Annotated in this window: 19 protein-coding genes, 2 pseudogenes and 1 riboswitch; of the genes and pseudogenes, 11 read left to right on the forward strand and 10 right to left on the reverse strand. The window is 56.5% G+C overall.

Features of this window, described 5'->3' with window-relative positions:
• Positions 1-305: 305 nt before the first annotated feature.
• Positions 306-1,895, forward strand: a complete 1,590-nt coding sequence (locus H6F57_RS14565; RefSeq protein ID WP_190627235.1) for a pitrilysin family protein — start codon at positions 306-308, stop codon at positions 1,893-1,895.
• 131 nt (positions 1,896-2,026) lie between these two features.
• Positions 2,027-3,505 carry a pitrilysin family protein gene (locus H6F57_RS14570; protein ID WP_190627237.1) on the forward strand — a complete coding sequence of 493 codons (1,479 nt, stop codon included), beginning with the start codon at positions 2,027-2,029 and terminating at the stop codon, positions 3,503-3,505.
• 10 nt (positions 3,506-3,515) lie between these two features.
• On the opposite strand, the gene H6F57_RS14575 is transcribed toward H6F57_RS14570, so the two are convergent.
• The 3 genes from H6F57_RS14575 to H6F57_RS14585 all read right to left on the reverse strand — a co-directional run bounded on the left by H6F57_RS14575 (position 3,516) and on the right by H6F57_RS14585 (position 6,831).
• The gene (locus tag H6F57_RS14575) at positions 3,516-5,981 is read right to left on the reverse strand and encodes a serine/threonine-protein kinase (RefSeq protein WP_190627239.1); all 2,466 of its coding nucleotides are present in this window, start codon (positions 5,979-5,981) and stop codon (positions 3,516-3,518) included.
• 102 nt (positions 5,982-6,083) lie between these two features.
• Complete coding sequence (locus H6F57_RS14580) at positions 6,084-6,245, reverse strand: hypothetical protein (RefSeq protein WP_190627241.1); 162 nt, start codon at positions 6,243-6,245, stop codon at positions 6,084-6,086.
• Positions 6,246-6,360: 115 nt separating this feature from the next.
• Positions 6,361-6,831: an ester cyclase gene (locus H6F57_RS14585; protein WP_190627243.1), complete on the reverse strand. Its 471-nt coding sequence runs from the start codon at positions 6,829-6,831 to the stop codon at positions 6,361-6,363.
• A gap of 235 nt (positions 6,832-7,066) precedes the next feature.
• Between H6F57_RS14585 and H6F57_RS14590 the strand changes: the two genes are divergently transcribed.
• Positions 7,067-7,669, forward strand: coding sequence for a TetR/AcrR family transcriptional regulator (locus H6F57_RS14590; RefSeq protein WP_313933595.1), 603 nt, complete (start codon positions 7,067-7,069; stop codon positions 7,667-7,669).
• A gap of 152 nt (positions 7,670-7,821) precedes the next feature.
• On the opposite strand, the gene bioB is transcribed toward H6F57_RS14590, so the two are convergent.
• Together bioB and H6F57_RS14600 are read right to left on the reverse strand one after the other, a co-directional pair.
• The gene (bioB, locus tag H6F57_RS14595; protein ID WP_190627244.1) at positions 7,822-8,868 is read right to left on the reverse strand and encodes a biotin synthase BioB; all 1,047 of its coding nucleotides are present in this window, start codon (positions 8,866-8,868) and stop codon (positions 7,822-7,824) included.
• Between the two features lie 215 nt (positions 8,869-9,083).
• On the reverse strand, positions 9,084-9,620 hold the full coding sequence (locus H6F57_RS14600; RefSeq protein ID WP_190627246.1) for a DUF4330 domain-containing protein: 537 nt from the start codon (positions 9,618-9,620) through the stop codon (positions 9,084-9,086).
• 265 nt (positions 9,621-9,885) lie between these two features.
• On the opposite strand from H6F57_RS14600, the gene H6F57_RS14605 reads away from it, so the two are divergent.
• Positions 9,886-10,734 (forward strand): M48 family metallopeptidase, encoded by an 849-nt coding sequence (locus tag H6F57_RS14605; RefSeq protein ID WP_190627248.1) that lies wholly within the window; start codon positions 9,886-9,888, stop codon positions 10,732-10,734.
• Here the strand turns inward: H6F57_RS14605 and H6F57_RS14610 are convergent.
• Positions 10,729-11,607 carry a pantothenate kinase gene (locus tag H6F57_RS14610; protein ID WP_190627250.1) on the reverse strand — a complete coding sequence of 293 codons (879 nt, stop codon included), beginning with the start codon at positions 11,605-11,607 and terminating at the stop codon, positions 10,729-10,731. The genes H6F57_RS14605 and H6F57_RS14610 overlap by 6 nt on opposite strands.
• Before the next feature lie 581 nt (positions 11,608-12,188).
• Positions 12,189-14,822 carry a primosomal protein N' gene (priA, locus tag H6F57_RS14615; protein WP_199289715.1) on the reverse strand — a complete coding sequence of 878 codons (2,634 nt, stop codon included), beginning with the start codon at positions 14,820-14,822 and terminating at the stop codon, positions 12,189-12,191.
• Positions 14,823-15,595: 773 nt separating this feature from the next.
• On the opposite strand from priA, the gene H6F57_RS14620 reads away from it, so the two are divergent.
• The 4 genes from H6F57_RS14620 (at position 15,596) to H6F57_RS14635 (ending at position 19,123) form a co-directional block, all read left to right on the forward strand.
• A complete protein-coding gene (locus H6F57_RS14620) occupies positions 15,596-16,771 on the forward strand; it encodes an RNA polymerase sigma factor, RpoD/SigA family (protein ID WP_190627254.1) in 1,176 nt (391 codons plus the stop codon).
• 194 nt (positions 16,772-16,965) lie between these two features.
• Positions 16,966-17,331 (forward strand): dihydroneopterin aldolase, encoded by a 366-nt coding sequence (gene folB / locus H6F57_RS14625; protein WP_190627256.1) that lies wholly within the window; start codon positions 16,966-16,968, stop codon positions 17,329-17,331.
• Positions 17,332-17,423: 92 nt separating this feature from the next.
• Complete coding sequence (lipA, locus tag H6F57_RS14630) at positions 17,424-18,332, forward strand: lipoyl synthase (RefSeq protein ID WP_190627259.1); 909 nt, start codon at positions 17,424-17,426, stop codon at positions 18,330-18,332.
• Positions 18,329-19,123 (forward strand): lipoate--protein ligase family protein, encoded by a 795-nt coding sequence (locus tag H6F57_RS14635; RefSeq protein WP_199294758.1) that lies wholly within the window; start codon positions 18,329-18,331, stop codon positions 19,121-19,123. The genes lipA and H6F57_RS14635 overlap by 4 nt, the downstream gene beginning before the upstream one ends.
• Here H6F57_RS14635 and H6F57_RS14640 read toward each other — a convergent pair.
• On the reverse strand, positions 19,120-19,629 hold the full coding sequence (locus H6F57_RS14640) for a DUF4278 domain-containing protein (protein ID WP_190627261.1): 510 nt from the start codon (positions 19,627-19,629) through the stop codon (positions 19,120-19,122). The two genes, H6F57_RS14635 and H6F57_RS14640, sit on opposite strands and share 4 nt — an antisense overlap.
• A 31-nt stretch (positions 19,630-19,660) precedes the next feature.
• Positions 19,661-19,753, reverse strand: a riboswitch (Glutamine riboswitch).
• A 215-nt stretch (positions 19,754-19,968) separates the two neighbouring features.
• Here H6F57_RS14640 and H6F57_RS14645 point away from each other — a divergent pair.
• Both H6F57_RS14645 and hydA read left to right on the forward strand, forming a co-directional pair.
• The gene (locus H6F57_RS14645; RefSeq protein ID WP_190627263.1) at positions 19,969-20,214 is read left to right on the forward strand and encodes a hypothetical protein; all 246 of its coding nucleotides are present in this window, start codon (positions 19,969-19,971) and stop codon (positions 20,212-20,214) included.
• A 200-nt stretch (positions 20,215-20,414) separates the two neighbouring features.
• Positions 20,415-21,830: a dihydropyrimidinase gene (gene hydA, locus H6F57_RS14650; protein ID WP_190627265.1), complete on the forward strand. Its 1,416-nt coding sequence runs from the start codon at positions 20,415-20,417 to the stop codon at positions 21,828-21,830.
• Positions 21,831-21,931: 101 nt separating this feature from the next.
• Here hydA and H6F57_RS27610 read toward each other — a convergent pair.
• Together H6F57_RS27610 and H6F57_RS27615 are read right to left on the reverse strand one after the other, a co-directional pair.
• A pseudogene (locus H6F57_RS27610) lies at positions 21,932-23,095 on the reverse strand (DUF4912 domain-containing protein); the annotation flags it as partial.
• A gap of 783 nt (positions 23,096-23,878) precedes the next feature.
• Positions 23,879-24,682, reverse strand: a pseudogene (locus H6F57_RS27615) (substrate-binding domain-containing protein); the annotation flags it as partial.
• A gap of 586 nt (positions 24,683-25,268) precedes the next feature.
• Here H6F57_RS27615 and H6F57_RS14660 point away from each other — a divergent pair.
• Positions 25,269-26,720 carry a folate/biopterin family MFS transporter gene (locus H6F57_RS14660; RefSeq protein ID WP_190627268.1) on the forward strand — a complete coding sequence of 484 codons (1,452 nt, stop codon included), beginning with the start codon at positions 25,269-25,271 and terminating at the stop codon, positions 26,718-26,720.
• The last annotated feature ends 7 nt before the right edge of the window (positions 26,721-26,727 follow it).

The following is a 26,727-nucleotide window of genomic DNA, read 5'->3' on the forward strand; positions in this document are numbered from 1 at the left end:
CTTTGTCAAAACGTAGGTAATCGGAAAGTCGAGTACACCGGGAGTTTGGGAAAGGCATGTTTCTCACGAGGCCAATGTCGCTTGCGCCCGTTGAAGAGCAAGCTAGTTTAAGACCCATTCTCGAAAGGTTTAAGCCTACTCAACCGCAGGTCTATGGGAACTTTACTTAGGATTTGAGGCTTTGACAACTGCCCTAGGGTCTAGCCAAAGGAACCTTAGCCAAAGAATACGGACTGTGGTCATTGCCTCAGAGACTCCACTATCCTGGAGGTCGGAGTCTATCCCATCCCGTTTGAGTGCTGCATATGAATGGAACACCGGCGATCGCCCCAGGATTTTGGGCAAGGTCAAGACACCGACTACGCCCAACTATTGTGGGTCTGGTAGCGCTAGTTGGCCTCTGGCTATGGTGGCCCATTGCTCCAGCGGCGGCGAGGGAGCCTGTGCAGACGGCCCAGGCCATTCAACCCTACCTGGATCGGGTGGCGGATGCCGTTACCGAGTTTACTCTCGACAACGGGATGAAGTTCATTGTGCTAGAGCGACACCAGGCCCCGGTGGTGTCATTTGTGATTCACGCCAACGTGGGCGCGGTGGACGAAACCGACGGCAAAACCGGTGTGGCCCACTATTTAGAGCACCTGGCTTTTAAGGGGACTAGCCGCATTGGCACCAAAGATTTTGCCGCTGAGCAACAGGTGATGACCCAGCTCGATGCGGTATTTAGCGACCTGCTGGCGGCTCAAACTGCTGGTGATACGGCCAAAGCGGCTGCGCTACAGGAGGAGTTGGTGGCGTTGCAGAAGCAGGCGGCTAGCTTTGTGGAGCAAAATCAGTACGGCCAAATCATTCAGCAGGCGGGAGGGGTTGGCCTCAACGCCACCACCTCCGCCGATGAGACGCGCTATTTTTACAGCCTGCCCGCCAACAAGCTGGAGCTGTGGATGTCACTGGAGTCGGAGCGGTTTCTTGACCCAGTGTTTCGTGAGTTTTACGAAGAAAAGGACGTCATTCTCGAAGAGCGTCGTATGCGGGTAGATAACTCCCCGATTGGCACCATGATTGAGCGGTTTTTGGAGGAGGCGTTTGTCAGCCACCCCTACCGTCGCCCAGTAATTGGCTATCAGGATGACCTTTTTGTGGCCACCCGTGAGGATGTGCAAACGTTTTATGACACCTACTATGGCCCTGCCAACCTAACCGTTGCGATCGTGGGCGATGTTGACCCCGCTGAGGTAAAGCGCTTAGCAGAGGTTTACTTTAGCCGCTATACCCCTCGGGCGGTGCCACCCGAGCCTGCCGTTGACGAACCACCCCAGACTGAGGCTAAGGAATTTTCGCTGGCACTGCCCTCGGAACCCTGGTATTTAGAGGGGTATCACCGGCCTAGTCTGCGCCACCCTGACCATGTGATCTACGGCATGATTGAGAGTCTGCTGATGGGTGGGCGAACGTCTAGAATTTACAAAACCGTGGTAGACGAGGCTCGCATTGCCTTGGATATTGGTAGTCTGAATGGATTTCCGGGCGATCGCTACGACAATATCTTTTTGCTCTATGGCCTCACGGCTCCCGGCCATACCCCCGAGGAGATTGGTACCCTGTTTACTCAGGAGCTGGACCGGCTTAAGCAGGAGCCTGTTAGCGCTGAAGAGCTAGACCGAGTCAAAACCCAGGCTCGGGCGGGTCTGCTGCAAAGTTTGGCTTCCAATGGCGGTATGGCGTCGCTGCTGGCTGAGTACCAGGCTAAAACCGGTGATTGGCGAAATATTTTCAACAACCTCAAAGCCATTGAGGCGGTGTCGGCGGCAGATATTCAGCGGGTTGCGCAGACTCTATTTCGGCCCGAAAGCCGCACCGTAGGCAAGCTAGTGCAGGCTACATCTGCCGAGTAGTCTAGGAGCCTATCGACTTGAGTCAGCCACCAGAACGGATGAGTGGCCCTAGGCCGCTTTTAGGACATTCACATTCATATTCAAGACCTACGGTATTGGGACGCACAGTGATGAACGCGAACAGCTGGTTTATGGGTACCCGTCGAACCCTACGGCGGGGCATAATGCCGCTGCTAGCTCTGGCCGGGCTCTTGGGGGTGTTGCTGCTGGCCTGGCAGCCATCGGCTAGCGCTCTAACCCCGCGCCACTATGACGAGCTAGAGTTTCCGGCCCTGCGGGATATTGAAATTCCGGCCTATGAGCGCTATGAACTGCCCAACGGCCTGGTGGTGTACCTGCTGGAAGACCATGAGTTGCCCCTGGTGAGCGGCAGTGCCACCTTTCGTACCGGAGCGCGGTTTGAGCCCGCGGACAAAGTCGGGTTGGCCAATCTGACTGGAGAGGCGATGCGACTGGGGGGCACTACCCGTTTGGACGCTGACTCGCTCAACCAGCAGCTGGAGCAGCGGGCTGCGTCGATTGAAACCGGCATTGACCTGAGTGAAGGCAGCGCTAGCTTTAGTGCTCTCAGTGAAGACACCGCGGCGGTATTTGCACTGTTTGCCGATGTCGTGCAGCGGCCAGCCTTTGCCGACGACAAGATCGATTTGCTCAAGCGCCAGTATGGTGGCGGCATTGCCCGTCGCAACGACGACCCCGACGGTATTACGAGCCGCGAGTTTCGCAAGTTGGTGTACGGGGCCGATAGCCCCTACGCTCGCACCATTGAGTACGCGACACTGGCAGCAATTGATCAGGCGGATATCGAGCAGTTTTATCGGGCTTCTATTCGCCCTGAGCACACTATTTTGGGCATTGTCGGTGACTTTGACAGTGCCCAGATGAAGCAGTGGATTGCTGATTATTTTGGCGAGTGGCAGGGTGTTGGAGAGGCGTTAGAGGATACCTTGCCGGCGGTGGAGCAGGCGAAGGCTGGCGTGTTTATGGTGTCGCAACCCCAGCTAACTCAGAGCTATGTTGAGCTAGGTCACCTGGGTGGGCAGCTTGACTACCCTGACCACGCTGCTCTAGCGGTAATGAATGAGGTGATGAACGGCTTTAGCGGCAGGTTGTTTAACGAGGTGCGATCGCGCCAAGGCTTGGCTTACTCAGTCTACGCCTTCTGGGCTCCGCGCTATGACCACCCCGGACTTTTTATTGGTGGGGGTCAAACCCGCTCTGAGGCCACGGTGCCTTTTATTCAGTCGACGCTGGCCGAAATCGACCGCATCCGCACGACGGCCATTACTGATGTAGAGCTAGCGCAAGCTAAAGATGCCGTGCTCAACAGCTTTGTGTTTAACTTCCAAAGTCCTGGACAAACCCTAGCTCGGCTGATTCGCTACGAGTACTACGGCTACCCCCAAGACTTTGTGTTTCAGTTTCAAGACCAGGTGCGCGAAGCAACGGCCGCCCAGGTGCAGGCGGCGGCCCAAGCAAGGCTAAACCCAAATCAGCTGGTGATTTTAGTGGTCGGCAATCCGGCAGAAATTCGGCCGGGTCTCGATGCCTTAGCTCCGAATGCTGCGATTACTCCGATCGATATCACCATTCCCCAACCCCAGACCTAGGGGCAATGGCTCAGGCGTTGGCCTCGGTACTGCCAGCCTCAGCATCACTGGAGGAATCGTCTTCAGCGGGATCGAACCAGTCGCCGGGCAGCATGCGGGTGTCTTCCTCAGCGGCCTCTGGGTCATCCATGTTGTCGGTGGCCACGCTCTCGATGCGCACGCCGTAGGGGGGCAGACCGACGGCGCTGTCGCCCCCTGAGGCAGGCTGACCCTCGGGTTGGGGCTGCGATCGCACCACCCCTTCAACAGTGCTGAGGTCAGCCAGCACTTCCTCGGCCCGCTGGTAGCGATCGGTAAAGTCGTAGAGCACCAGCCGAGTGACGATGTCGCCAAATCTAGGATCGAGGTTGGGAGCCTCATGCCGCCAGAGCAGTTCTCCATTCACGTCGCGGCGCAGGGCGTAGGCCGGAATGCCAGTCAAGGCCTCAATGGCAGTAATGCCCAAGGCGTAGAGGTCACTGCCAAATTTGGGCAACCCCGCCGACTGTTCGCTAGGCATATAGCCCTGAGTACCCACGCCAATAGTAGAGGTGGAGGTGAGATTTACCCCCGTATCCGCCAGCTTGTTAGAAATTAGCTTGACAGCACCAAAATCGATTAGTACCAGCTGCCCATCCGCCTCGCGACGAATGATGTTAGACGGTTTGATATCGCGGTGAATCACCCCCTGGTCGTGCACAAAGGCCACTACCGGCAGCAACCCTAGCAGCAGATCGAGCACGTAGGACTGCGGCATAGGTCGGCGGGAAGCTAACTCATCCTTGAGCAGGCAACCCTCAATCATCTCTTCAACCAGGTAAAAGGAATTTTGCGCCTCAAAATAGGCCAGCAGTCTTGGAATCTGCGAATGGTGGCCTAGTTTCTCGAGGGTTTCGGCCTCGCCCTCAAAAAAGCGCCTGCCTAAGCGGTGTGCCCTCGGATCGTTGCTGATAATTCGTAGCTGCTTTACGACGCAGATGGGCGAGCCAGGGCGTTGGGTGTCTTCAGCCACGTAGGTTTCGCCAAAGCCCCCTGCCCCCAGCAGCCGCACAATGCGGTAGCGGTTGGCCAGCAGCAGGCCAATTACCTCCGCCTCTCGCAGCTTGAGCAGGTCTTGCAGGTCGTCTTGCTGACTGATAATTTCTTGAACAATGGGGGAGGTGACGTACTGCTCTAGGGTTTGACGCAGGCGCTGTTTACGCAGCTGCTCAGTCACAATATCGGCCACGATGTAGGTGCTGCCCAGCACCATCAATCCCACAATAGGAGTACCCGTGGGCAGCAGCAGCCCTGCCCCCACAAACGCTCCATAACTCACCCAAAACCAGCCGCCTAGGCTGGCTGCCGTCCAGCCCAGGCGGGCGATGGGGCGATTAAACCGCCGCAGCAGCAGCACAAACCCGCCCCCCCCGCCTAACACCAGCAGCCCCCGCAGCCAGGGGTTAGGAATTCCCATGCGCAGAGCCTGGCCATCGCGCAGGTTGGCGATATCGGTGGCTAAAATTTCAACCCCAGCCATGGTTTCAGGGTGCAGCAAGGTTTCTGAAAAGGGAGCTTGGTGAAAGTCTTGCAGAAACTTGGCGGTGCCCCCAATCAGCACAATTTTGTCTTGAAAATAGCGCCCGTCATCGAGGTAGTTGGCCCAAGGGTCGGGATCAAGGACATGCCAAAAGGGTATGTGGTTAAAACTGCGAGTAGGCCCATAAAAGTCCATAAAGTCGCCCTGATAGGGGGGATGGTCAACCCCAGCGGCATCGAGGGTGGCCTCAGCAAAGGACTGGGTGTTCTCGGCCTCACTCCCAATCTCGCCAGGGTCGAGATCCGCCTGGCTCGCGACTAGGCCATCTAAGTAGGTGCGTCCATGGCGGTGAATACGGCCATCGAGCTCGCGGGGAAAGTTGATATTGCCGGTATGAACGGGCGTGTTGAGCAGCTTGGGCACGGGCTGAGTGGGACGGACCAAGGCCCCCTGGCGCAACTGGGCATCGTCGACGGAGGTAGCCAGCACGACGCGATCGCCATAGCGAGCTAGCACATCGGCCAGGGCTTGGTCATCAGTGGGGCCGTAGCTGCTGTCGGAAAACATCAAAATATCCAGTGCTACCGCCTTAGCCCCTGCGTCTAGCAGGCGCTCGATCACGATCGCATAGGACGTACGCTGCCATGGGCTGCCTCCGATCGGAGCCAGATAGCTGTACTGCTCAGGGTTGGCGCGGTAATATTCGGCCTGCCCAAAGGATTCATCATCCATGGCCAAGATGACAATGTCATCGGGAGGCTCTAGGGGGCCACGAATTTCAAAAAAGACCGTCTGCAACCGTCGTTCCAGCAGCTGTACGGGCACCGAGTCGGTAGCCACGTGGGCCGCAACGAAACTCAGCCACAACCCGGCCAGCGAAATTTTTACCCAATCTCGCTTGAACTGTCGCTGCACCCAGCCCGTAATTCGATAGGTAGTGGCGAGGGCAGCAGTCTTAGTTTTAGAAGACGAGGTCATGGGCGGGCGCAGCGGGGGCAACCCCTAGCTTAATCATCCAAATGCCCTACCGTGGAACCTGTTTATGGAATCTTAGCCACAGTGGGTCAGCCTGCCAACCTGCTAGTGTTCGTTGTGGGGAGAAGACTGCACTCGCACCGAGAGAGTTTGCAACAGCCCTGGGCCTAGCTGAGGGTGGGGGACCGTGTCAGCAAGAATCAACGTGGCCAACAGGACAAACGCTAGACGGTTCCACTTAAAGTCGCGATCGAGACAAGTTTGCATAGGTCATGCCCAGGTATAAGGCCCAAAGAAAAGCTCAGCCACCTACAGGTTCACGAGGTCAAAATCCTGACCTGGCGGCGATCGCCCTCAGCTCAGTTGAGAACTAGCGCACTAACTAAAACCATCGAGTGACTGCACCGCGCAGCAGATAGGGCAACAGCTTAGGCCCGGGCAAAAAGACAACGCCAAGCTGCTGCATCAACCCCAGAGCATCGCCATGGCCCCAGTGTTCAACAATCCTGCCGTTCTCTACTCGGTCAATGTGCATAACTGCAAGGCTGATCTGCCTGCCGGTGGGCGGCAAACCCTGAAAGGAGCCGAGATGGGTAGCTGTAAACGTGCCGTAGGTGACAACTCGATCGCCCGCCGCAACAATTTCATCAAACCTATGGTGACTCTGGCTAAAGGCCGTATAAAACGAAAGACCAAACTGATTAAAGCCCTCTCTATCCAGAGGCTCAGGCATTCCCGCCAGGTGGGCAACAAAGTTAGGATCGAGCATATCCAGGGCACGATCGATGGTGCGATCGTCAAAGGCTTTGTAAAAACGAAGCACCAGATCCTGATTGGATTCTGTCGTCGGCATAGGTCGATTTGCCAAAGTCATCAGAGGCAACAAAATCAAACTAAACGGTTTGGTAAAATTAGTCAATGCCTCGCTAAAATGAGTGTATAGAGCGATACTCTATTGCTTTGGTTCCTAGGGGATGCTCTGGGGTAAGCAGCGACTTGGCTCAATGCGATCGCAGGGACTGAGTGGCTATACCGCCCGGCGATCGGGTGCTATACATGAATCAATTGGGTTAGAGAGGTGGCAACGCGTGGTTCAAAGTCCGGCAGTGCTGAATGAAAAAGCCGTGCAAATTTTGCAGGGAGCAATGCAAGAGTTTCTGCAAAATGGCTACGCTGGCACCAGCATGGACAAAGTAGCTACCACCGCCGGAGTCTCTAAACCCACGGTCTACAACTATTTCAAAGACAAAGAGGGGCTGTTTCGGGCGCTGATTCAGTATGTGGCCCAAGCCCGATGTGAACAGGTAATGGGCGACGGCAACCTGGAGGGTCGTCCCGAGGTGGTGATCCGACGCTTGATTACTAACGCCATTGAGAGCGAGCTCCACGACCTCGATTATCAAAACTTTGTGCGCCTAGTAGCCGGCGAGTCGGGCCGTTTTCCACAGCTCGCCCAGGCTTTTGTGGAATACCTCACCAAGCCCGCCGCCGATCAGCTCACCGACTACCTCAAGGGCTGCCCAGAACTCGACTTGCCCGATCCAGAGGCGACAGCGCGGGTGGTGCTGGGCGCGACGGTATTTTTTATCATGACCCAGAGCGTGATGCACGGTGAGCACATCATGCCCATGGAACCCAAGCGCTTGGTGGATAGTTTGGTGAATCTGGTGACGCGATCGCAGGCCGCCTAAGATTTCTCAGCCTCACCGCTTGCCAATGCTCTCGACTGGGTGTCGCGCTGAGATGCTCAACCTCAGCCAGTGCTCAGCTGAGTTGAGTAGGATTTAGTTGGTCTACGCAATTGAAGATTGTGGGCAGTGCCCACCCCACAGAAAGGCAGAAACTAAAGAACTTTGGCGATTACCTCGGGCAGATCAAGTGCCTCGCCATCAGGGCCTTCTAGCACAAACCCAGCATCGCGAATCATGGCATAGTCGGTCTGGGCGGCTTGCCCAGGGGTAGTCAGGTAATCGCCCACAAAAATTGAGTTAGCGGTATAGAGCCCCAGAGGCTGAAGCTGCCGCAGCTGCACTTCGCGCCCACCAGCGATGCGAATTTCTTGGGAGGGCAGCAGCAGCCGGTAGAGGCACAAAATCCGCAAACATTGGCGCGGGTTGAGCTGGTGACGTCCCTCAAAAGGCGTGCCATCGATGGGAATTAGGAAATTCAGCGGCACGCTGGTCACTTTAAGCCGCCGCAAAGCCAAGGCCATATCGATGATGTCATCGTTCGATTCGCCCAGGCCAAAGATACCGCCCGAGCATGTGGTCATGCCTGCCGACTGCACCGCCTGAATGGTATTCACCCGGTCATCAAAGGTGTGGGTGGTGCAGATCTCGCCGTAGTTAGCTTCGCTGGTGTTGAGATTGTGGTTCACCCGATCTACCCCCGCCGCTGCTAGCTGCTGGGTTTGAGTTTCGTCGAGCAGGCCCAGACAGGCACAGATTTTCATGGGGTAGCGTTCTTTGACCTGGCGCACCGCGTCGAGCACTTCGCCAAAGACGCGATCGGAGGGCGATCGCCCCGAAATCACCATGCAAAACGTACCGGCTTTTAGCGTATTGGCCCGCTCAGCCGCCGCCAAAATTTTCTCCTGGGCCATGAAGGGGTACTTTTCGATCTCAGCCGCAGAAATTTTTGACTGCGAGCAGTAGTGGCAGTCTTCGGGGCACAGGCCGCTCTGGGCATTGAGCAAGAAGTGCAGCCGCACTCGGTTACCCCAATAATGTCGCCGCACTCGGTAGGCCGCCGCCAGCTGATCGAGCAGCTCCGTGTCAGGAGCGGTAAGGACAGCAAGGGCCTGCTCTCGACTCAGCACCTCACCAGCCAAAGCCTGGTCTGCCAGAGTTTGCCAATTGACGCGGGAAGTCACAGTAGAAGTGGCAGTCATAGCGGTGAGGTGAGTGGTTTGAGAGAATGAGGCTTCTATTGTCTCAGATTAGGTGGCTATAGCTTTCTGGAGCTAGGAGCGGCTATTTCCCTAATACCCAGCAGGCGCAGAATCCCAATTGAGACTTGTGCCAGGCGACGCGTCTCAGCCTGAGCCTCCTCGGCTGTCTTGTCTAGGCGCTGCGGGGGGACTGAGAATGTAGAGCAGAGGCTGATCTAGCTATTTTCTAAAATCCGTACATCTACGGTGCTGGCGTTGAAATTGTAGAGATCGCCGTCTAGCTCAATCGGAGTACCCACTTTGACCTTGCTGTTGCCAAACACTGGCCCGGTATCAGTAATTTGGGCATCGTCTTCGAGAGTGATGAGCATGTCAAGCGTGTAGTTCAGCTCGGGCCGAGGGTCGGGCAGGGCTTTAACTGTGCCATCGGGCTGGGGCACAGTAGTACTGCGAGGCAGCAGCACCGCATTTTTAATCTTGACCTGGCCGTAGGGCTGGTTGCGAATGATGATGTTAGTGGTTTCAGAATTTTTAATGGCTGCAAACAGCCGTTTGGGGTCAGAGGAGGTGAGACCGCGCACCATGACGTCTACTTCCACTGGCTTGGTGGTCGACCCTACCTGCGCCACCGACCCTGAGGTACCTGGATATAGAAAAATACCAAACAGCACCATCAATATAATGAGCGCCGCCGCAACATCTAGAATGCTGACTTTGCCGAACAGGCGGCCTTTAGCGTCAAGTAGGGTCATGGCTGGGGTGCCCTCGCAGAGGGAAAAGGTGAATGGTTTTAATAGAGGAGAATGTCGATCCCATTGAACCACAGGGTGGCTCGTTTGGGTCGTGAGCTGGCACCGCGCGCGATTCCGGAACGGATCGCTCTGCGAATCGCAGCTGCCCCCAATGCTCATAGGATAGCGAGGCCAAATTTATTACTGACCACTATCGGTAGTCGTCAGACTCTCAGCCGGGCAAAATGGATGTAATTCTGTACCTAGCGGTACTTTGGGCACTCCTATGCTTTCTCCTCTCACGCAACTAACTAAAAATTCTTTTTTACGCCGCGGGCTGTATGGCCTACTCGCCGCCGTTATGGCGATCACCATTGGCCTATCGACCCCCACGGCCTCCCAAGCCAGCATTTTTGACCTGATTTTTCAGGGCATTCGCTATGTGCAGCTGGGCAATCTGTCTGACCGGGACGAAGTTAACCTAGGCAGCCAGATTGACCGCCAGGTCAAGGCCCAGGGGGTGCGGGTCTATAACCGCAACGCGACAATCAATAGCTACATCAATGATATTGGTCAGCGGCTAGCCGCTAGCAGCGATCGCCCCAACCTACCCTACACGTTTCAGGTAGTAGACGACGAAGGCGTCAACGCCTTTGCCACTACCGGTGGCTTTGTCTATATTCAGACCGGACTGATTAAGGCGGCGGCTAACGAGGCTGAGCTAGCCGGAGTCATGGCCCACGAAATTGGTCATATCACCGGTCGCCACGCGATCAACCAAATGCGACAGCGGGCGCTGGCCAGCGGTGTTGCCGGTGCCCTAGAGGTGCGGCAAGACGCTCTTGTTGGCCTGGGGGTACAGCTAGCCCTTCAGCTACCCAACAGTCGCGAGGCTGAGTATGATGCCGATCGCCGAGGATTCCATAACATGGGACGGGCAGGCTACGACACCTCAGGCTTTATTAGTTTTATGCAGAAGCTAGAGGGCGGATCCAACGCTGAGTTTCTCAGTACCCATCCCAACCCCGGCAACCGGGTAAGCAACCTACAAAGCATGAACAGCGCTGGCACCTACTCTAACGCTGGCGCTGGCACTGACGCCAACGCCTATAGAAGCCGCATCAGAGGCTTATAGCGTTAGGTTTTTCAGCTGCTGCTGACGACAGACCCTCAAGCCCCAAAAGCCCAGATCCGGATCGTGGTTGATCCGCTGGGCTAGGGACGGGGTCTGTTTTGCTATGTAGTGGTGGATGGCCAGGCTATCTCCCCCCGTCAGCACTACAGCCCCGCTGGGCCAGTCCGCTTCCCAAGCAGCAATAAAGTCACGAATGCCTGCCAGTTGGGTGTGCAAAACACCGCTGGCCATAGCTTCGGCGGTGTCGGCAGCCCAGCGCTGGGGCCAGGAACCAGAGGTAAGATCTAGCGCTGGCAGTCGATCGGTATGGGTATGGAGGGCGCGAAATTGCGATCGCAGCCCCGGCAAAATTGCGCCCCCGAGCAGACGTTGATCGACCCCAGCGGTAAAGGTTAAAGCAGTGCCGCAATCGATTACCAGTACTGGCCAACCCCAGATATTCCCTGCCCCCACCAAAGCTAAAGCGCGATCTACCCCTAGGGTGGCGTAGGTGTTTTGCAACGGCACCTGTTCAGTTTTGATTAAGTGAACGTTGGGATAATCTTCCAGCCAGGTTAGGGGGGCATCGACGACCGAAGCCAGCCAAATTTCTGGGTGCTCCCCCGGCAGTCTGCTCTCGTTGTCTGTGTTGGAGGGAAGGGCGGTTTCAACCCCCACCTGCTGCCAGGCCGAGAGCGCAAAATGACCCCGATACAGTTTTTTCACCTGAGATTTTGATAGGTGAACGGTGTGCCACGACCGCAGCCAGCGATCGCCTAAGCTCTGTCTTTGCCCCTCGCCCTGAGAGTCAGCATCGTCTGCAAAGGCACCCCAATGCCAACGGCTATTGCCAATGATTAAAGCTAGCCAAAACGTCTGACGGCCTGTACTCATAAACTCATTGATGATGGCGAGACAGGAAAATTTTAGGGAAAGAACGGTACTTGGTTCGGGCCTTTCGATTTCTAGAAGATTTTAGGAGGAGGGCGATCGCAGCAATACCCTTTAAAAAACTGAAGAGTGGCCATCTTGGCCACTCTCCGTTAAGTCTTTTACATCGTGTTGGCCAGACAAGCTTAAGGGCTGCCGTGGCTAGAATAAGCTGCTTAACCGAGTTAAACACCTCAAGAATGGACAAAAAATCAACGGAATGGGCAATTTCGCTAAACTACAGTTGCTTTTTACAATCCGTTGCCTGACCGGCACTTAGGATAGGTTAAGGTCAAAAATGACCACCTCTAGAAAGATTGTTTTGAGCGAATTTTAGTTTGTTACTAACTAAAGCACCAGCTCGTAAAGGCTGTTAACCGAGTTAGGCTTGCGGGGTATTCAGTTGTTTTCGATATATCTAAACTATCACAGCCCAAGGCGCCTACAAAGGCGTTTGATGGATCTTTACTCGTCGTTACAGGGGTTAGCAATGCTAACAATGTTCCCGGCAAAAAATAGTTCCTTGGATCCTTAAAAGACTAAATTTAAGCCAAATTTAGCGGATCGACATCAATAGTGAGGCTCACCTGGGCTGGGCAGTACTGTTTCAGCTCTTGCAGGTTAGGCAAAGGCTCATCCAGAGGGCCTTTAACAACCAGGTGCCAACGGTAGCGGCGAGCCACGCGCGGAATTGGCGCTGGGGCTGGTCCCAGCAGTTGATAAGACGATCCGGCTAACAGCTGACTCACATGCTGAGAGAGGATTTCAGCCGTTTGCTGCACTGCGTTGGGGTCGGTACTGCTGAGCCGCAGCAGCACCATCTGCCCAGCGGGGGGGTACTGCAACAACTGTCGCTGCGCCCACTCAGCGGCGATAAACCCTTCGTAGGCATGGTGGGTAACCGCTTCAACCACCGGATGGTCGGGGGTGTAGGTCTGCAAAAAGACCTGCCCTGGCTGGGTGCCGCGCCCCGCCCGCCCCGCCACCTGAATTAGCATTTGCAGCGCTCGCTCGCTGGCCCAGTAATCATTCATATATAGGAGTCCGTCAGCGGCGATGATGCCCACCAGGGTGACCTGGGGTAGATCGATGCCCTTGGTCAGCATTTGGGTGCCCACCAGTAGGTCGGCTTCGCCTTCGGCAAAGCGGGTGAGCAGGGCGCGATGAGCCCCTTTGGTGCGGGTCGTGTCGCTGTCGAAGCGAATGCAGCTCAGCTCTGGAAAGGTTTCGGCCAGGGCACTGACTACCCGCTGGGTGCCGCTGCCAAAGTGCTTGAGGTAGGGTGAGCTACAGGCCGGGCAGTGTTTAGGATGGCCTTGACTGTAGTTGCAATAGTGGCAGCGCAAGGTCATGGCGCTATTTGCCCCAGGCTGGTGGTACGACAGCGACACATCGCAGTGGGGGCACATCATCACATGGCCACAGCTGCGGCACGACACAAAACTGCTGTGCCCCCGCCGATGGATGAACAATAACCCCTGATTGCCCTCGGCTTTCATCTGGGTCAGGGCGGTTTGCAGCGATCGGCTGAGAATGCTGCGGTTGCCATCCTGCAGCTCGTCGCGCATATCCACGACGTTTACGGCGGGCAGCGGCTGGGCCTGCACTCGCTCTGGCAACGAAAGATATGTCCAGGGTAGGGATTCTTTTGGTGGAGAGTTAACGGCGCGGATAGTCTGACTGGATGCTAAAGCAGGGTGCTTCCCAAGCCCCTCAAGGCTGGAGGAAATCGAGGTGTCAACGCCTGTCAAAGTGGGGATTTGGCAGGTATCCAGCGTCTTCGTTGGGGATACGGCCATTTCCCGATCTATTGGTATCGCTGCGTCTAATGTCTCCTCGCCCAATCCCTGACACTGCACCCAGGTATCGAGGGAGGGCGTAGCAGAACCGAGCACCAGGGGGCAATTTTCTAACTCAGCTCGCCAGCGGGCGACGGTGCGGGCGTGGTAGCAGGGGGGCACGTCTTGCTTGTAGCTGCTGTCGTGTTCTTCATCGAGAATGATCAGGCCTAGGTTGGGCAGGGGCATAAAGATGGCAGAACGGGTGCCAACAATCACCAGCGGTTTAGACGGCCTAAGGCTCTGCCGCCAGGTGTCGTAGCGTTCGCCATCGGCCAGGTTGCTGTGGTAGACCCACACCTGATCGCCAAAGCGACGACGAAACCGATCGGTGAGCTGGGGGGTGAGGCCAATTTCGGGCACCAGCACCAGGGCCGACTGCCCAGCGGCGAGGCGAGGGGCGATCGCCTGCAAATACACCTCGGTCTTCCCTGACCCCGTTACCCCATGCAGCAAAAACTGACTTCCCTGCTGACTCCTATTAATAGGAGTCAGCACCTGAGCCTGGTGGTGGGTGAGGGGCTTGGGCTGGTCGGGCAGCAACGCTGGTCCGGTTTCGGTCCGCAGTTGCTCGCGCGGCTCGATCACCAAGCAGCCCAACTGCGCCAATCGCTTCAGAGTAGGACTGGTGGTTTGGCACAATTGCAGAGCATCGCTGAGCCACAGATCGCCGCCCTGGCGGCGTAGGGTAGCCATGATGTCTTGCTGACGGGGCGTCAGATCGGGGGGTAGGGTGTCGCCACCCACCAGGGTTACGGCCTGGCGGCGCTTGGCCTGGGGCGGCTGAGGCGGTGATAGGTAGGACTCGGCCCAGCCCAACTGAATCAGCTGTTGCAAGGTGCGATAGCTGTGGCCGCGCCGCTGGAGATAGGGCCAGGTATAGTCTCCTGTAGACGATCGCTGGAGATCCTCCACTAGCTCCTTCAACCCTGGCGCTAAAGGCAGGGTCTGGGGCAGGCGATCGCACCGCAACCGCAGCCGTCGTTGGGATTTGGCTAGCAGCCCCGGCGGCAGCGCCGTCTTGAGCACCTGCATCAGCGGCACCTGGTAGTAGTGAGCTACCCGCTGCAACAACACCCAGTAGGACGGGGCAAAAAACCGCTGTTCAACAATGCCCTCTACCGCCCGAATCTGGTGGGCCATCAAGTTGGCTGGAGGAGTTAGGGACAGGGAAAGGGCGATCGCGCCGATGCTCTGGTGACGAAAGGGCACCGTTAGAATGTCACCCACCTGCACCTCTAGCGAAGCAGGCACTGCGTAGGTATATTCTGCGGGCTGGCCGCCATAGTCCACTAAAACGTTGACCCACTGAGGCTGGGGTTTACTCTCACCAAGGCCCACGCGTTTTACACCACCTACGTTACCTCTGCCAGTGTAAGAGGTTGTCTGACTAGCTGACTGAAGACTGATTGACATCATCCCACCAACCGCAGACATCCAACTTTGGGGCATGATTGCGCGACTTTAGCCAACGGCACTGGCAAACACCATCCACCATTCGTGAGTAATCAACAGCGTTAGCAGCCCCAACACCGTTTATCCACAAGCCAGATAGGGATGGAGCATCCCTACAGATAACTCTCCTCAGCCAGACTTGGGGTTGGGATTGGGTTTCAATCCTCAAGTCCTTTGGCTTTCCACAGAATATAACTCTGTGGAAAACTTTTCCCTTCCTGTGGAAAACAGGGCCAAGTTCTGTGGAAAAGAGAGGCAAATTCTGTGGAAAACAGCGACAAATTATATAAGAGAAAAAATCTAGATCTCTAACCCCAGGTCAACAGCAACTGACCTCGACCCTAGATATCCGTCTCCATCTCTAGACGGCAATCAATATCAAGGCAAAGTGTCTGAGGATAGCAAAAAATATTTGAGGTTACCCTTAAATTTTCGGTTCATTTTTTGGATTGGCTGTTACACTACGCAAGTTGCCAAAGAAATGTTACATTGCCTGGGAATTCACATAAAAATCCGTATTGTGGACTCACAAAATAAGCCTAAAGATCCAGTTCCGGGATCAAGCGTTTTGTCAGGGGTTGCCACCGGCAGGGCACTCCGAAAATACATGCCTTCAATCTGCATGCTTCGACCCGTAGGTATACAGTTTTATTTACCCCATGGCTACTACATATAACTCCGACAGAGACAGTTCTATTGCGTGGGCCGACGAACCCATGGATGGGTTTGACACCGACTTAAATCGAGTGGCAGAAAAGGTATCTGCTGCCGATAGCCAACTCACCCCAGACCTCACCGCCTGGGACGAAGATCGGGAGGTTCTGGCAAAATTTTCTCAGTCGGAAGCCATGTCAGAGATGGGGATGTCGGGCTACAGCAAGACTATCACCGACGATGCCGTTGGGGCTTTCTTTAAGGAGATGGCGCGCTACCCACTGCTGAAGCCGAGCGAAGAAATTGAGCTGGCCCGACAGGTAAGATTTTTATCTAAGGTCGAATCTGCTAGTGAAAAACTGCAAAAAGAGTTGGGTCGTAAACCCAACCGACAAGAACTAGTTGAGAAACTAAAGATCAGCGAGGCAGAGTTTACCCAAAAGCTCCACGAAGGTAGAACTGCTAAGCGGAGAATGATTCGCTCTAATCTACGACTGGTGGTGTCGATCGCTAAGCGCTATTTAAATCGGGGGGTGCCTTTTCTCGATCTAATTCAGGAAGGAGCGTTGGGATTAAACCGCGCCACCGAAAAATTTGATCCCGACAAGGGCTACAAATTTTCGACCTACGCCTACTGGTGGATTCGCCAGGGCATTACTCGCACCATCGCTAACGATGCCCGCACGATTCGCCTGCCGATCCACATTGTGGAAAAGTTGAACAAGCTTAAGAAAGCTCACCGCGATCTGCGGCGCGATTTGCAGCGTAACCCCAGCGAGCAAGAACTGGCCGATGCCCTCGATGTGACCGTTGATCAACTGAGAAGTTTACAGCAGGTGCGGCGGCGATCGCTCTCATTAAACCACCGCGTTGGCAAAGGCGAAGACACCGAATTGATGGAGCTGCTCGAAGACAGCAGCACCCAAACGCCGGAGTCTAAAATTAGCGAAAACATGATGCGCCAGGAAATTACCAGCGTGCTGGGCGAGGTGCTGACCGAACGCGAAAAAGATATCATTACGCTGCGCTATGGGCTGGCTACTGGCGAAACCCACACCCTCGAAGAGGTGGGCGGCATTTTTAACCTCTCCCGAGAGCGGGTGCGCCAGATTCAAACCAAAGCTATGCGCAAGCTGCGGCGGCCCCAGGTGGCTGCCCGCCTCAAAGGTTGGCTCAAGTAGATCAACACCGTTCGGTAAGACACATCTCCAAATCTCCCGCCCCCCGAGTTGGGAGGGCAGTGGTTCAACGGTCTCCTCAGAGATCTCCCCTGCCCTTCTTAAATAAGGGGGGTTTTAGTTGGCATGTTGCACCAAATATTTAGGGGAGCGGAGCTGAGGCAGCGCTCATTTCTCAATCAAAAATTCCGTACTTTATGGATGCCATTCACTTAAGCAATATTCGCGCCTACGGCTACACGGGGGCGCTGCCCGAAGAGAACGTGCTAGGCCAATGGTTTCAGGCCGACCTCACCCTGTATTTAGATTTGGCTGAGGCTACCCAGAGCGATCGCCTCACCGACACCCACGACTACCGCACCGTGATCAACGGAGCCCAGCAAATCATTCGTGAAGCCAAGTTTGTGCTCATTGAGCGGCTGGCGGGGGCGATCGCTACCCTAGCGCTCGATTCTGACTCGCGTCTGCTACGAGTCACGGTCAAAGTTACCAAGCTCACCCCACCGATTCCCGACTACACCGGTCAGGTGGCAGTAGAAATTACCCGCGATAGAATCCAGTAGGGGCAAGCGGTCGTTTGCCCTAAGCTTGTAGGGCGATTTAATTCTGTTGGCAGCAAAGCATTTGGTGGGCAGTGCCCACCCTACGGTGGCTCATGACTTCTACAACCAATTCGCGGCAGCAGCTTAGAGCTGAGCTAGAGCGCATGCCCGACTGGCTGCGTCGCCCCATTGGCAACGCCAGCGAGATTTCGGCGGTGCAGCGCATTGTCAAAGAGCGGCAGATTCACACCATTTGCGAAGAGGGCCGCTGCCCCAACCGGGGCGAATGCTACGCCAACCGCACCGCCACCTTTTTGCTGATGGGGTCGGTGTGCACCCGTGCCTGCTCGTTTTGTCAGGTGGAAAAGGGCCACGCACCCATGACCCTCGACCCCCATGAACCGCACAAAGTCGCCGAATCTGTGCGCCTGCTTGGCCTGCGCTACGTAGTGCTGACTTCGGTGGCACGGGATGATTTGCCCGACCACGGGGCTAGCTGGTTCGCCACCGTGATGCACGCCATTCGCCAGGAGAATCCGGGGGCTGAAATCGAAGTGTTGACTCCAGACTTTTGGGGTGGGCCGACCCGTGAAGCCGGGCAGGCCGATCGTGTTCAGACCGTAGTGGTTGCCAAGCCCACCTGCTACAACCACAACCTGGAAACCGTACGGCGGCTGCAAGACCCGGTGCGGCGCGGGGCTAAGTACGATCGCTCCCTCCGAGTCTTATCGCTGGTTAAGGAATTTGACCCCATGGTGCCGACGAAATCGGGGCTGATGGTGGGCCACGGCGAAACCGAGGCAGAATTGATTGAGGCGATGCAAGATTTGCGACGGGTGGGGTGCGATCGCATCACCATCGGCCAATACATGCGCCCCTCGCTCGATCACCGTCCGGTCGATCGCTACTGGACTCCTGAAGAGTTCACCCGGTTAGGAGAAATCGCCCAAGAACTCGGCTTTGAGCACGTGCGTTCTGGGCCATTAGTACGCAGCTCCTACCACGCTGGGGAAGCGCCTTGAGTCAGGTGACCTGGCGGCTGATTCCACTGCTGGACGCCCCCGGTGCGGTGCAGATGGCGATCGATGCCTGGCTGCTCGATCAGCATCTGCACCAGGGGCATCCGTCCACCCTGCGGTTCTACACCTGGAATCCGGCGGCGATTTCCCTAGGGGCGAGCCAGCGGCGGCAGATGCCTGACCATTGGCAAGGGCTTGTCTGGCAGGGGCAACGGGTGGAGCTGGTGCAGCGGCCAACCGGTGGGCGTGGGGTGCTTCACCAGGGCGATTTGACCTATGCCCTAGTGACTTCAAACATCGCCGGAAGCCGTGTCCAAGCCTATCGGTTGCTGTGCCAGTTCTTAATTGCAGGCTGGGCAAAGCTGGGGGTGTCCCTAGCGTTTGGGCAACCAAGCCGGGATTACAGCCGTTCGCATAACTGCTTTGCCCTGGCCACCAGTGCCGATTTGGTCGATGCTCAAGGCATCAAGGTGATCGGCAGCGCTCAACTGCGGCGCGGCTCCCACTTGCTCCAGCACGGCTCAATGGGACTCACGACCGATGCTGAGCTGTGGCAGCAGGTGTTTCAAACGCCAGCACCACCAGCGAGTCAAGCCCAGTTAGCCGTGCGGCAGGGATTAGCCATCTCCAAAATCGTGGCATCGCTAACCCAGGCGGCAGCGGACTGTTTTAATTGCCAGCTTATTGTCCAACCGCTAACCCAGCAAGCATGGGTAGAGATTTACGCCCTGGCACAAAAAAATGGCCCGGGGTGCCAGAGCGCCGGGCCATCTGCCGTATCGTCTCGAAGCTAGCTCATGGCAGCTGAGCCGCGATCGTAGCCCGAGAAATCGTGGGGCATTTTGCCTTGAATGTGGCTTTCGTAGTGAGCCGCGTCTTCTACAGAGATGCCGACCTCAGCCGCTAAGCGAACCATCATGCCCTGTTCGCGGCGACGGCTGCGCTGGTGACGGCGAATAAACAGGTTGCGGGCCAGGTCAGAAATGTTGATAGGTGTAGCTTCAGATTCCACCGCAGGGGCAACGAGGCTGGCGGCAACAGCCGGAAGCTCTGCGGCGATGACGACTGGGGCGATTCGCGAAGCGATCCGTTCCGGAATCGCCGCCACCGGAGCAGCAATACCCGTGCGGTGGGGCACGCCACGCCAGGTCAAATCGGCAGCGGGCTGAGCGGGCAGTTCGGCCAAAGCCTCAAACACAACTGGCGCACCCCGATAGTTGCCGGTGTCGATAGTTTCGCCCAATTTGGGTGTGGGCTGAGATGGAGCGTCGTAGCTGTTGCCGCGATAGGTGAGTTTCATAATGTCGCCTCCTAGAAGCGATGCGTAGTGAGGCGCGTTCCTTCGGGAGTGTCCCTACTTCCGTCTCCTAACTGGGGTGCCTGAGGGGGAATGCACCCGGAAATATCAGGGAGAGATGAACGATTTATATTGATATTTGTATAATACGCTACTGTTTTTTTGGAAATATCAGCCTTTGACAATTCTACATAGAGAGCATGTCCGTTGCTCTGGCAAGCGATCGGCTATGAAAGTTGTTCATACCTACCATGACGGAAAGTTTTTGTAATTTTAGATACAGAAATCTATTCTTAGATTGTGGGTGAAAACCCCTGACACAACCCTAAAGGAGATCTATCTATGAATAGCAGCTATTGGCCGATTAACAATGGCAACACCACCGGCCTAGTTGCCCAACTTGGTGCCCTCTGGCAAAACCTGCTGGCCCACCTCGAAGCCACCACCGAACCCCGCGTGTGGAAAGCTAGCGATACCTCTGATCAAACTCTGTGGAATGCTTACGACCCCATTACCCAGATGGCGATCGACCACGCTTCTGCCGACGAGCTCCGCACCTGGCTTGAAGAGCTGCACTATCGCAACTAGGCCGGGGGTTTGTGGTGCAAGGTCTAAGGTTCAAGGCGGCTCCTCGTACCCTAAACCTTGAACCTTCCTACCTACAACTGCACATTTATTTAATGGGCAAGCGTTAGGTTGCTCACTATAGTCATAGCAACGCTGCGCTCCCCTTAGGGGAGATGGGCAGCCAGGCCAATCGGCCAGCCGTTTCGCTACAAAGGCTTGCTATGACATCGGTATTGATTCAGGGTGGTCGCATTGTCACAGCGGTAGACGACTACCGGGGTGACATTCTCATTCAAGATGGCCGCATTGAGGCCATTGGCCGCCAGCTCTCAGTGGAGAATGCTGAATGCCACGATGCCACTGGGCTGCTCGTACTGCCGGGCGGCATTGATGCCCATGTGCACATGGAGACCCCCATGGGCAACGATGTCTATACCTGCGACACATTTGAAACGGGCACTCGCTCGGCTGCCTTTGGTGGCACCACCACCATCATCGACTTTGCCCAGCAGTTCCACAACGACAGCCCCAAGGCCGCTTTAGATAGACGCCTGGCAGCGGCTGAGCCCCAGTGCTGCGTTGACTATGCCTTTCACGTTATTCTCACCGACATCAACCCTGGTTCTTTGGCAGAGCTGCCCGACCTAATCAACAACGATGGGGTGTCTAGCTTCAAGCTCTACATGGCCTATCCTGGCGTGCTGATGGTCGACGACGCCGATATTTTTAGAACCATGCGCCGAACGGGCGATCACGGCGGCATGGTCAACCTCCACGCTGAGAATGGCGTGGTGATTCAAGCGCTGATCGAAGAAGCGCTGGAGCAGGGCAACACCTCCCCCAAGTATCACCAGCTCACCCGCCCAAGCCTGATGGAAGGGGAAGCTGCCCATCGGGTGATTCGCATTGCAGAGCTGGCGGAGGTGCCAGTGTACATTGTGCACCTGTCGGCGAAGGAAGCACTGGAGGCGGTGGTGGAGGCGCGCGATCGCGGCATTCACGCCTTTGCCGAAACCTGCCCTCACTACCTATTTCTGGATGAGTCGGAGTACGACGCCCCTGGCTTTGAAGCGGCAAAGTACGTCATGACTCCGCCCTTGAGGGATCACAGTTGCCAACACGCCCTCTGGCGCGGGCTCCAGTTCGATGATCTTCAGCTGGTGGCCACCGACCACTGCCCCTTCTGCATGAACGAAAATCCGCTCGGTATTCTCAAGTCAAAGCAATTCGGTAAAGACAATTTCAACCGGATTCCTAACGGAGCCCCTGGGGTAGAACTACGCCTGACGCTGCTCTACGACGGCGGGGTAAGGGCCGGGCGCATCAACCTCAATCGCTTTGTGCAGCTCACCGCTACCGCCCCAGCCAAAATGTTTGGCCTCTTTCCCCAGAAGGGCACGATCGCCGTCGGCAGCGACGCCGACCTGGTGCTGTTTGACCCCAACGAAACCCACACCCTCAGCGCCAGCACCCACCACTCGCTGGTGGATTACTCGCTGTTTGAGGGGCGAGAGGTCACGGGTAAAGTCAAAAAGGTCTTTCTGCGGGGCGAGTGTATTGTGGACGGGGATGAGTGGTTGGGGCGATCGGGCATGGGCAAATACCTTCCCCGCAGCGCCTCCGGACGGGTGCTTTAGGGGGTGCAAGGTGCAAGGTCTCAGGTTTAAGGGGCAGCCCTAGACCCTAGACCCCAAACCTTGCACCCTTACCTACCAGCCAATCTAAATTCACCCCAAGACTACGAATTCGGCCATTCTTCCTGGGCTTCGTCTTTAGTGTTGGTGTTGCGATCGAGGGTTTGGCGCTCAAAGGTCATGTGAATATTGCGGTTCTGTTCCCCATCTGCCGCCACTGCCATGATCGGGTACTCAAGGGTGCCATCCTGGAAGGAGACCTGGAACCGGAAGGTGCCGTCTTCGTTGAGTTTGATGGGGTTACCCGCGATCGTTAAGGTGGCGTCGGGTTCCGTAGCGCCGTAGACGATCAGTTCAGCATCGGCCACTAGCCAAAACTGGCGCGGCCGAATGGGTGGCGCAGAAGCCGAAAAGCCTGCTCCAGACATGGTCAGACCGGCAATCCCTGACATGGAGAGACTGCCAATACCCGACATCGTCAGGCCAGGAAATTCTGCCATTGACCCAGGGAAACCAGAGAGGGTAAAGCCCGGCACCCCAGACATTGTCGGACCAGGCATCATGGCTGCCGCGCCCAAACCCGCCCCCGACGGGAAGATAAAGGAGCTAATGGAGGGTGCCATAGACCCGGCCACATGCTGCATCGAGCCAAACAGAGAGCCATCAACGCGCAAAGCTTCACCGCCTTGGGCCAAGGCATAGAGCTGGGCGTGCAGCCCACCGACATCAGCCCTCTCAATGCGAGGATCGACTAGGGTCATGATGGTCTTGCCACGCAGGTTTTCGTCCCAAATGACAGTGAGAAAATGTTCTTCCGTCCAGTCGGAGGGGTAAACGGGAGGCACGCGAATGGTATTAGAGCGGGCCAGCACCAGCCAGCGGCCATCGCCTGTCAGGTAGCCAATCTCGACCTGGTAGTCGCGATCGCTCACCGGAATCTGCATATACCACTCGCGGGCCAGCTCGTCGCAGCCCACCTGTTGCAGGCTATGGGGAGCCTGATTATCTAAACTGATGCCGGTGACGTCATACAGTCGCAGAGCCAGCTGTTCTCCCCCCTGACGGCGCAGCTCTTCTTTGCGAGCATTGGGCGTATCCCAGTAAGCGTAGGCCCATTGGGGGTCGCGGGGCATTAGCACAATGCGGCTTTCGCTATAGGCATTGGGCAGGGGTGGCAGACCGTCATCAATAGTAGACAGATCCAACTCGCCTTCAGCAGGTCGACCGATCACGTTGTATTTGCTGGCCTCAACGGCAGACTGATCTTCGGTGCTGGCCAAAGATGCGGCAGCCCCAGCAGCCAAGCCTGCGACCCCGAGTCCCATAGAAATAGCAGCGGGCATAGCCGGGTTCGGCTCCGGAGGTGCTACTACCGGTTCGGGGGCCGGGGGCACTTCATCGACAGTGACAATTTCAGGCTCAGGCGCGGGCGGCACGACTTCAGGTGCAGGCGGCACGACCGGGACTGGTTCAGGGGGAGCCACAACTGGCGCGGGCGCTTCTGGCACAGCGGCGGCTATAGGCTCATCTACTGGAATAAGTTCATCTACTGGACTAACTTCATCTACTGCAACTGGCGCGGTCGCCTCTGGCACAGCGGCGGCTATAGGCTCATCTACTGGAATAAGTTCATCTAATGCAATAGATTCATCTACTGCCACGGGCGACACCACAACTGGTTCAATCGGGGGAGGCGCAACGGTAGGATCAACTGGTGTTGGCAAAGGATGTTCGGCGGTGGGAGGCGCAACTATAGGGGTGCCAGGGCCTGGTGCCAAACCGCGTCTGCTGCGACCGATCGCCCAGGCTAACCCACCCAGAGCCGCTAAAGGCAGCAGCCACCACCAGGGAAATCCAGCATTGTTGTCGGCTACCGGGGCCACTTCGGCTGGAGCCTCGGTAGCAGGGTCTGGCACACCGGGTGCGGGAGCCGCCGCTGGGGTTTCTTCGGCAGCGGGGGTGCCCGGAGCAGTTACCCCTGCCGCCACGTTTCCCACCTCAGCAACCTGAGCTGCGGTTAGGGCTGCTAGCCCTGCTGAGGAGGTGGCGTAGCCCAAAAATGCGGCTACTGCGGGGCTAGGTTCACCTTTATAGACAAAGTAGCGGGGTTGCGAATAGGGATAGCGGGGGTCGTCGGGTAGGGTCTGGTGCATGGGCACGATTTTGACCGCTGGCTGATCGGTAACATGGGGGGCGATCGCATAGCTAACGCCATCGTCATTCAACGCCTGAATCACCGCTGCCGTGTCATCTTCAGCCACCGTGTCGGTGGTAGGACCAGCCTCAAACGAAGCACCGCTAAAGACGTCGTACTGACTGAGCGAACGGCGAGTGTCGCTGTCTTCAGGGCGATCGACAAAGCGAATGGGGCCGGGTTCTCCACCGACCTCAGCCCAGTCGGTAATTTCGCCACGAAACATGCCAGCGAACTGCTCAAACGTTAGGCTGCCGTCGAAGGGGTTGTCGGAGCCAATAATAACGGCAATTTTGGCCCGCTCTAGGGCAACCGTATTTAAGTCTTGCGCCTGCTCTTCTTCAGTAAGGGGACGCCCGATCGCCGCTAGGTCAGTGTCGCCGTCGATCAGTGCCGCGATCGCCCCATCACTGTTGGTCAGCTCCACGCCCACTTCAGCGCCGTCGTAGGCCGCCTCAAACTCCTGCTTGAGGGCATCGGCTGCAAAGCCCAAGTTTGGGGAACTCTGAATCGAGAGGGTAGTTCCTGATGGCACGGTTTCGGGCAGCGAAAAGTCCGGGTTCTGGGCCACCTGGGCGAGGGCCAAATTCCTCAGCTCTGGATGGACGGCTGGGCTAAGAGCAAACAGTGCGGCAACGAGAAGCGTGACTGAATACTGCATCGTTTGACGGGGAGGCAAAGAACGAGAGGCCAGGCAAATATACCAAGTCCATAGATACAACGGACGTATGCTATCTCGCAAAACCCGTTGATCGACCCAGATTTGGTGCGTACCCGAGAATTACGCTCAACTATTGCAGCATTCGCTAGGGGAGTCAATGGTTCAGGGCCAGCGGCAGCTCGGGGCAAATATTAGCTCTAAATTCCTAGATATTGCAGAAAATCAGCTATTTTTACCAACTGACAAAACGGCGGTGTGACGTTAGTGCTACAGGCTTATAGACAGCATGATCAGGCTAGACCTCACAGCCCATCCCTAGCAATTCTCCTAAAAAACTGCTTGACCAAGATTACTCTGAGGCCCCATCCGTACCGTTTAGTGCTCAACCAAAAGGTTCGTGCCGAACGTTTAGGAAGGGCACACCTGCCTCTGTGTTGGTCGTCTACGTCGGTCTTTTGCCCTTATCGATTGACCTAGCACGAACGGTCACCGCTCTACCCCCCCTCGGCCAGCGGGTTATCATGGGAAAACCATTGATATTTCTTAACAAATTTCAGCACGATTATTTAGCAAGACTGATTAATGCATGACGGCTTCTTCCCCCACTTCTAGCGGCATCAAAGGTTTCGTGGAGCAGCGCCTTCTGCTTGGCCAGCCCCTAACCTCAGAACTGGCCGCCATTTTGCTGGTGTACTTCGTACAGGGCATCTTGGGCCTAGCGCGGCTAGCGGTGAGCTTTTTTCTCAAAGACGACCTGGGCCTCACCCCTGCGGAGGTCGCTGCCCTCAGCGGTATCGCCACTCTGCCCTGGACGATCAAGCCTGTGTTTGGCCTGCTGTCAGATGGACTGCCGATTTTTGGCTACCGACGGCGGCCCTATCTCATTCTCTCTGGGCTGTTGGGCGCGGGAGCTTGGCTAGCGCTAGCCACGGTGGTGCAGACGGGGTGGGCTGCGATCGCAGCGATCACCCTCAGCTCCCTCTCCGTTGCCGTTGGCGACGTAATTGTGGATTCTCTCGTGGTAGAGCGGGCTCGGGGCGAATCCCTGGGCAACTCTGGTACGCTGCAATCCCTCGCCTGGGGCACCTCGGCGGTAGGGGGCATTCTCACCGCCTACTTGGGCGGGGCACTGCTTCAGCACATCAGCACCCGCGCCGTATTTGGCATTACCGCCACATTCCCGCTGATTGTGTCGCTAGTCGCGGTGCTCATTATCGAAGACCCAGCCGATTCTCCTAGCTGGGCAGTAGTGAACAACCAGGTCAAACAGCTTTGGCAGGCCGTGCGTCAGCGGGCGATCTGGATGCCTGCGCTATTCCTATTTCTTTGGCAGGCTACTCCTACCGCCGATGCCGCCTTCTTTTTCTTCACGACCAATGACTTAGGCTTTCAACCCGAGTTTTTGGGTCGGGTGCGGTTGGTCACCAGTCTGGCCGCCCTCCTAGGCATCTGGGTCTTTCAGCGGTTTTTGCGCACGGTGCCCTTTCGCACTATTTTTGCCTGGTCTACGGTGCTTTCTAGTGTGCTCGGCATGAGCATGCTGCTGCTGGTCACCCACGCAAACCGCAACTTGGGCATTGGTGATGAGTGGTTTAGCCTCGGCGACAGTTTAGTGCTCACCGTGATGGGCGAAATTGCCTTCATGCCAGTGTTGGTGCTCTCAGCGCGGCTCTGTCCCCCCGGCGTAGAGGCCACCCTGTTTGCGCTGCTGATGTCGGTGGTCAACCTAGCCGGGCTGCTCTCCCACGAACTGGGAGCGGTGCTGACCCACTGGCTCAGCGTCACAGAGACCAACTTCGACAACCTTTGGGAGCTGGTGCTAATCACTAATCTCACCACGCTGCTGCCTTTGCCCCTGCTGTTTTTGCTGCCCAACACCTCTTCCCAGGGAGTTGGCGATCGCGACGAAGACAATGGCGAAAGTCTTCCCCCGGCAGATACGCCCATGGGTTCAACAAGTTTATTCTCAACCCATGTAACTGAGCACCCAGTAACCGTGGGCGATTCCGGACCGGAACGCTACGCGAAGCGAGAGTGACCGATAG

Source organism: Leptolyngbya sp. FACHB-60, assembly GCF_014695775.1.
Classification (GTDB): Bacteria; Cyanobacteriota; Cyanobacteriia; order Phormidesmidales; family Phormidesmidaceae; genus Nodosilinea.

What these genes read in the sequence shown, in the direction of transcription:
- H6F57_RS14565 (WP_190627235.1), top strand. Translation starts at nt 306, where the DNA reads ATGAATGGAACACCGGCGATCGCCCCAGGATTTTGGGCAAGGTCAAGA.
- H6F57_RS14570 (WP_190627237.1), top strand. Translation starts at nt 2,027, where the DNA reads ATGGGTACCCGTCGAACCCTACGGCGGGGCATAATGCCGCTGCTAGCT.
- H6F57_RS14575 (WP_190627239.1), bottom strand. Translation starts at nt 5,981, where the DNA reads ATGACCTCGTCTTCTAAAACTAAGACTGCTGCCCTCGCCACTACCTAT.
- H6F57_RS14580 (WP_190627241.1), bottom strand. Translation starts at nt 6,245, where the DNA reads ATGCAAACTTGTCTCGATCGCGACTTTAAGTGGAACCGTCTAGCGTTT.
- H6F57_RS14585 (WP_190627243.1), bottom strand. Translation starts at nt 6,831, where the DNA reads ATGCCGACGACAGAATCCAATCAGGATCTGGTGCTTCGTTTTTACAAA.
- bioB (WP_190627244.1), bottom strand. Translation starts at nt 8,868, where the DNA reads ATGACTGCCACTTCTACTGTGACTTCCCGCGTCAATTGGCAAACTCTG.
- H6F57_RS14600 (WP_190627246.1), bottom strand. Translation starts at nt 9,620, where the DNA reads ATGACCCTACTTGACGCTAAAGGCCGCCTGTTCGGCAAAGTCAGCATT.
- H6F57_RS14605 (WP_190627248.1), top strand. Translation starts at nt 9,886, where the DNA reads ATGCTTTCTCCTCTCACGCAACTAACTAAAAATTCTTTTTTACGCCGC.
- H6F57_RS14610 (WP_190627250.1), bottom strand. Translation starts at nt 11,607, where the DNA reads ATGAGTACAGGCCGTCAGACGTTTTGGCTAGCTTTAATCATTGGCAAT.
- H6F57_RS14620 (WP_190627254.1), top strand. Translation starts at nt 15,596, where the DNA reads ATGGCTACTACATATAACTCCGACAGAGACAGTTCTATTGCGTGGGCC.
- folB (WP_190627256.1), top strand. Translation starts at nt 16,966, where the DNA reads ATGGATGCCATTCACTTAAGCAATATTCGCGCCTACGGCTACACGGGG.
- lipA (WP_190627259.1), top strand. Translation starts at nt 17,424, where the DNA reads ATGACTTCTACAACCAATTCGCGGCAGCAGCTTAGAGCTGAGCTAGAG.
- H6F57_RS14640 (WP_190627261.1), bottom strand. Translation starts at nt 19,629, where the DNA reads ATGAAACTCACCTATCGCGGCAACAGCTACGACGCTCCATCTCAGCCC.
- H6F57_RS14645 (WP_190627263.1), top strand. Translation starts at nt 19,969, where the DNA reads ATGAATAGCAGCTATTGGCCGATTAACAATGGCAACACCACCGGCCTA.
- hydA (WP_190627265.1), top strand. Translation starts at nt 20,415, where the DNA reads ATGACATCGGTATTGATTCAGGGTGGTCGCATTGTCACAGCGGTAGAC.
- H6F57_RS14660 (WP_190627268.1), top strand. Translation starts at nt 25,269, where the DNA reads ATGACGGCTTCTTCCCCCACTTCTAGCGGCATCAAAGGTTTCGTGGAG.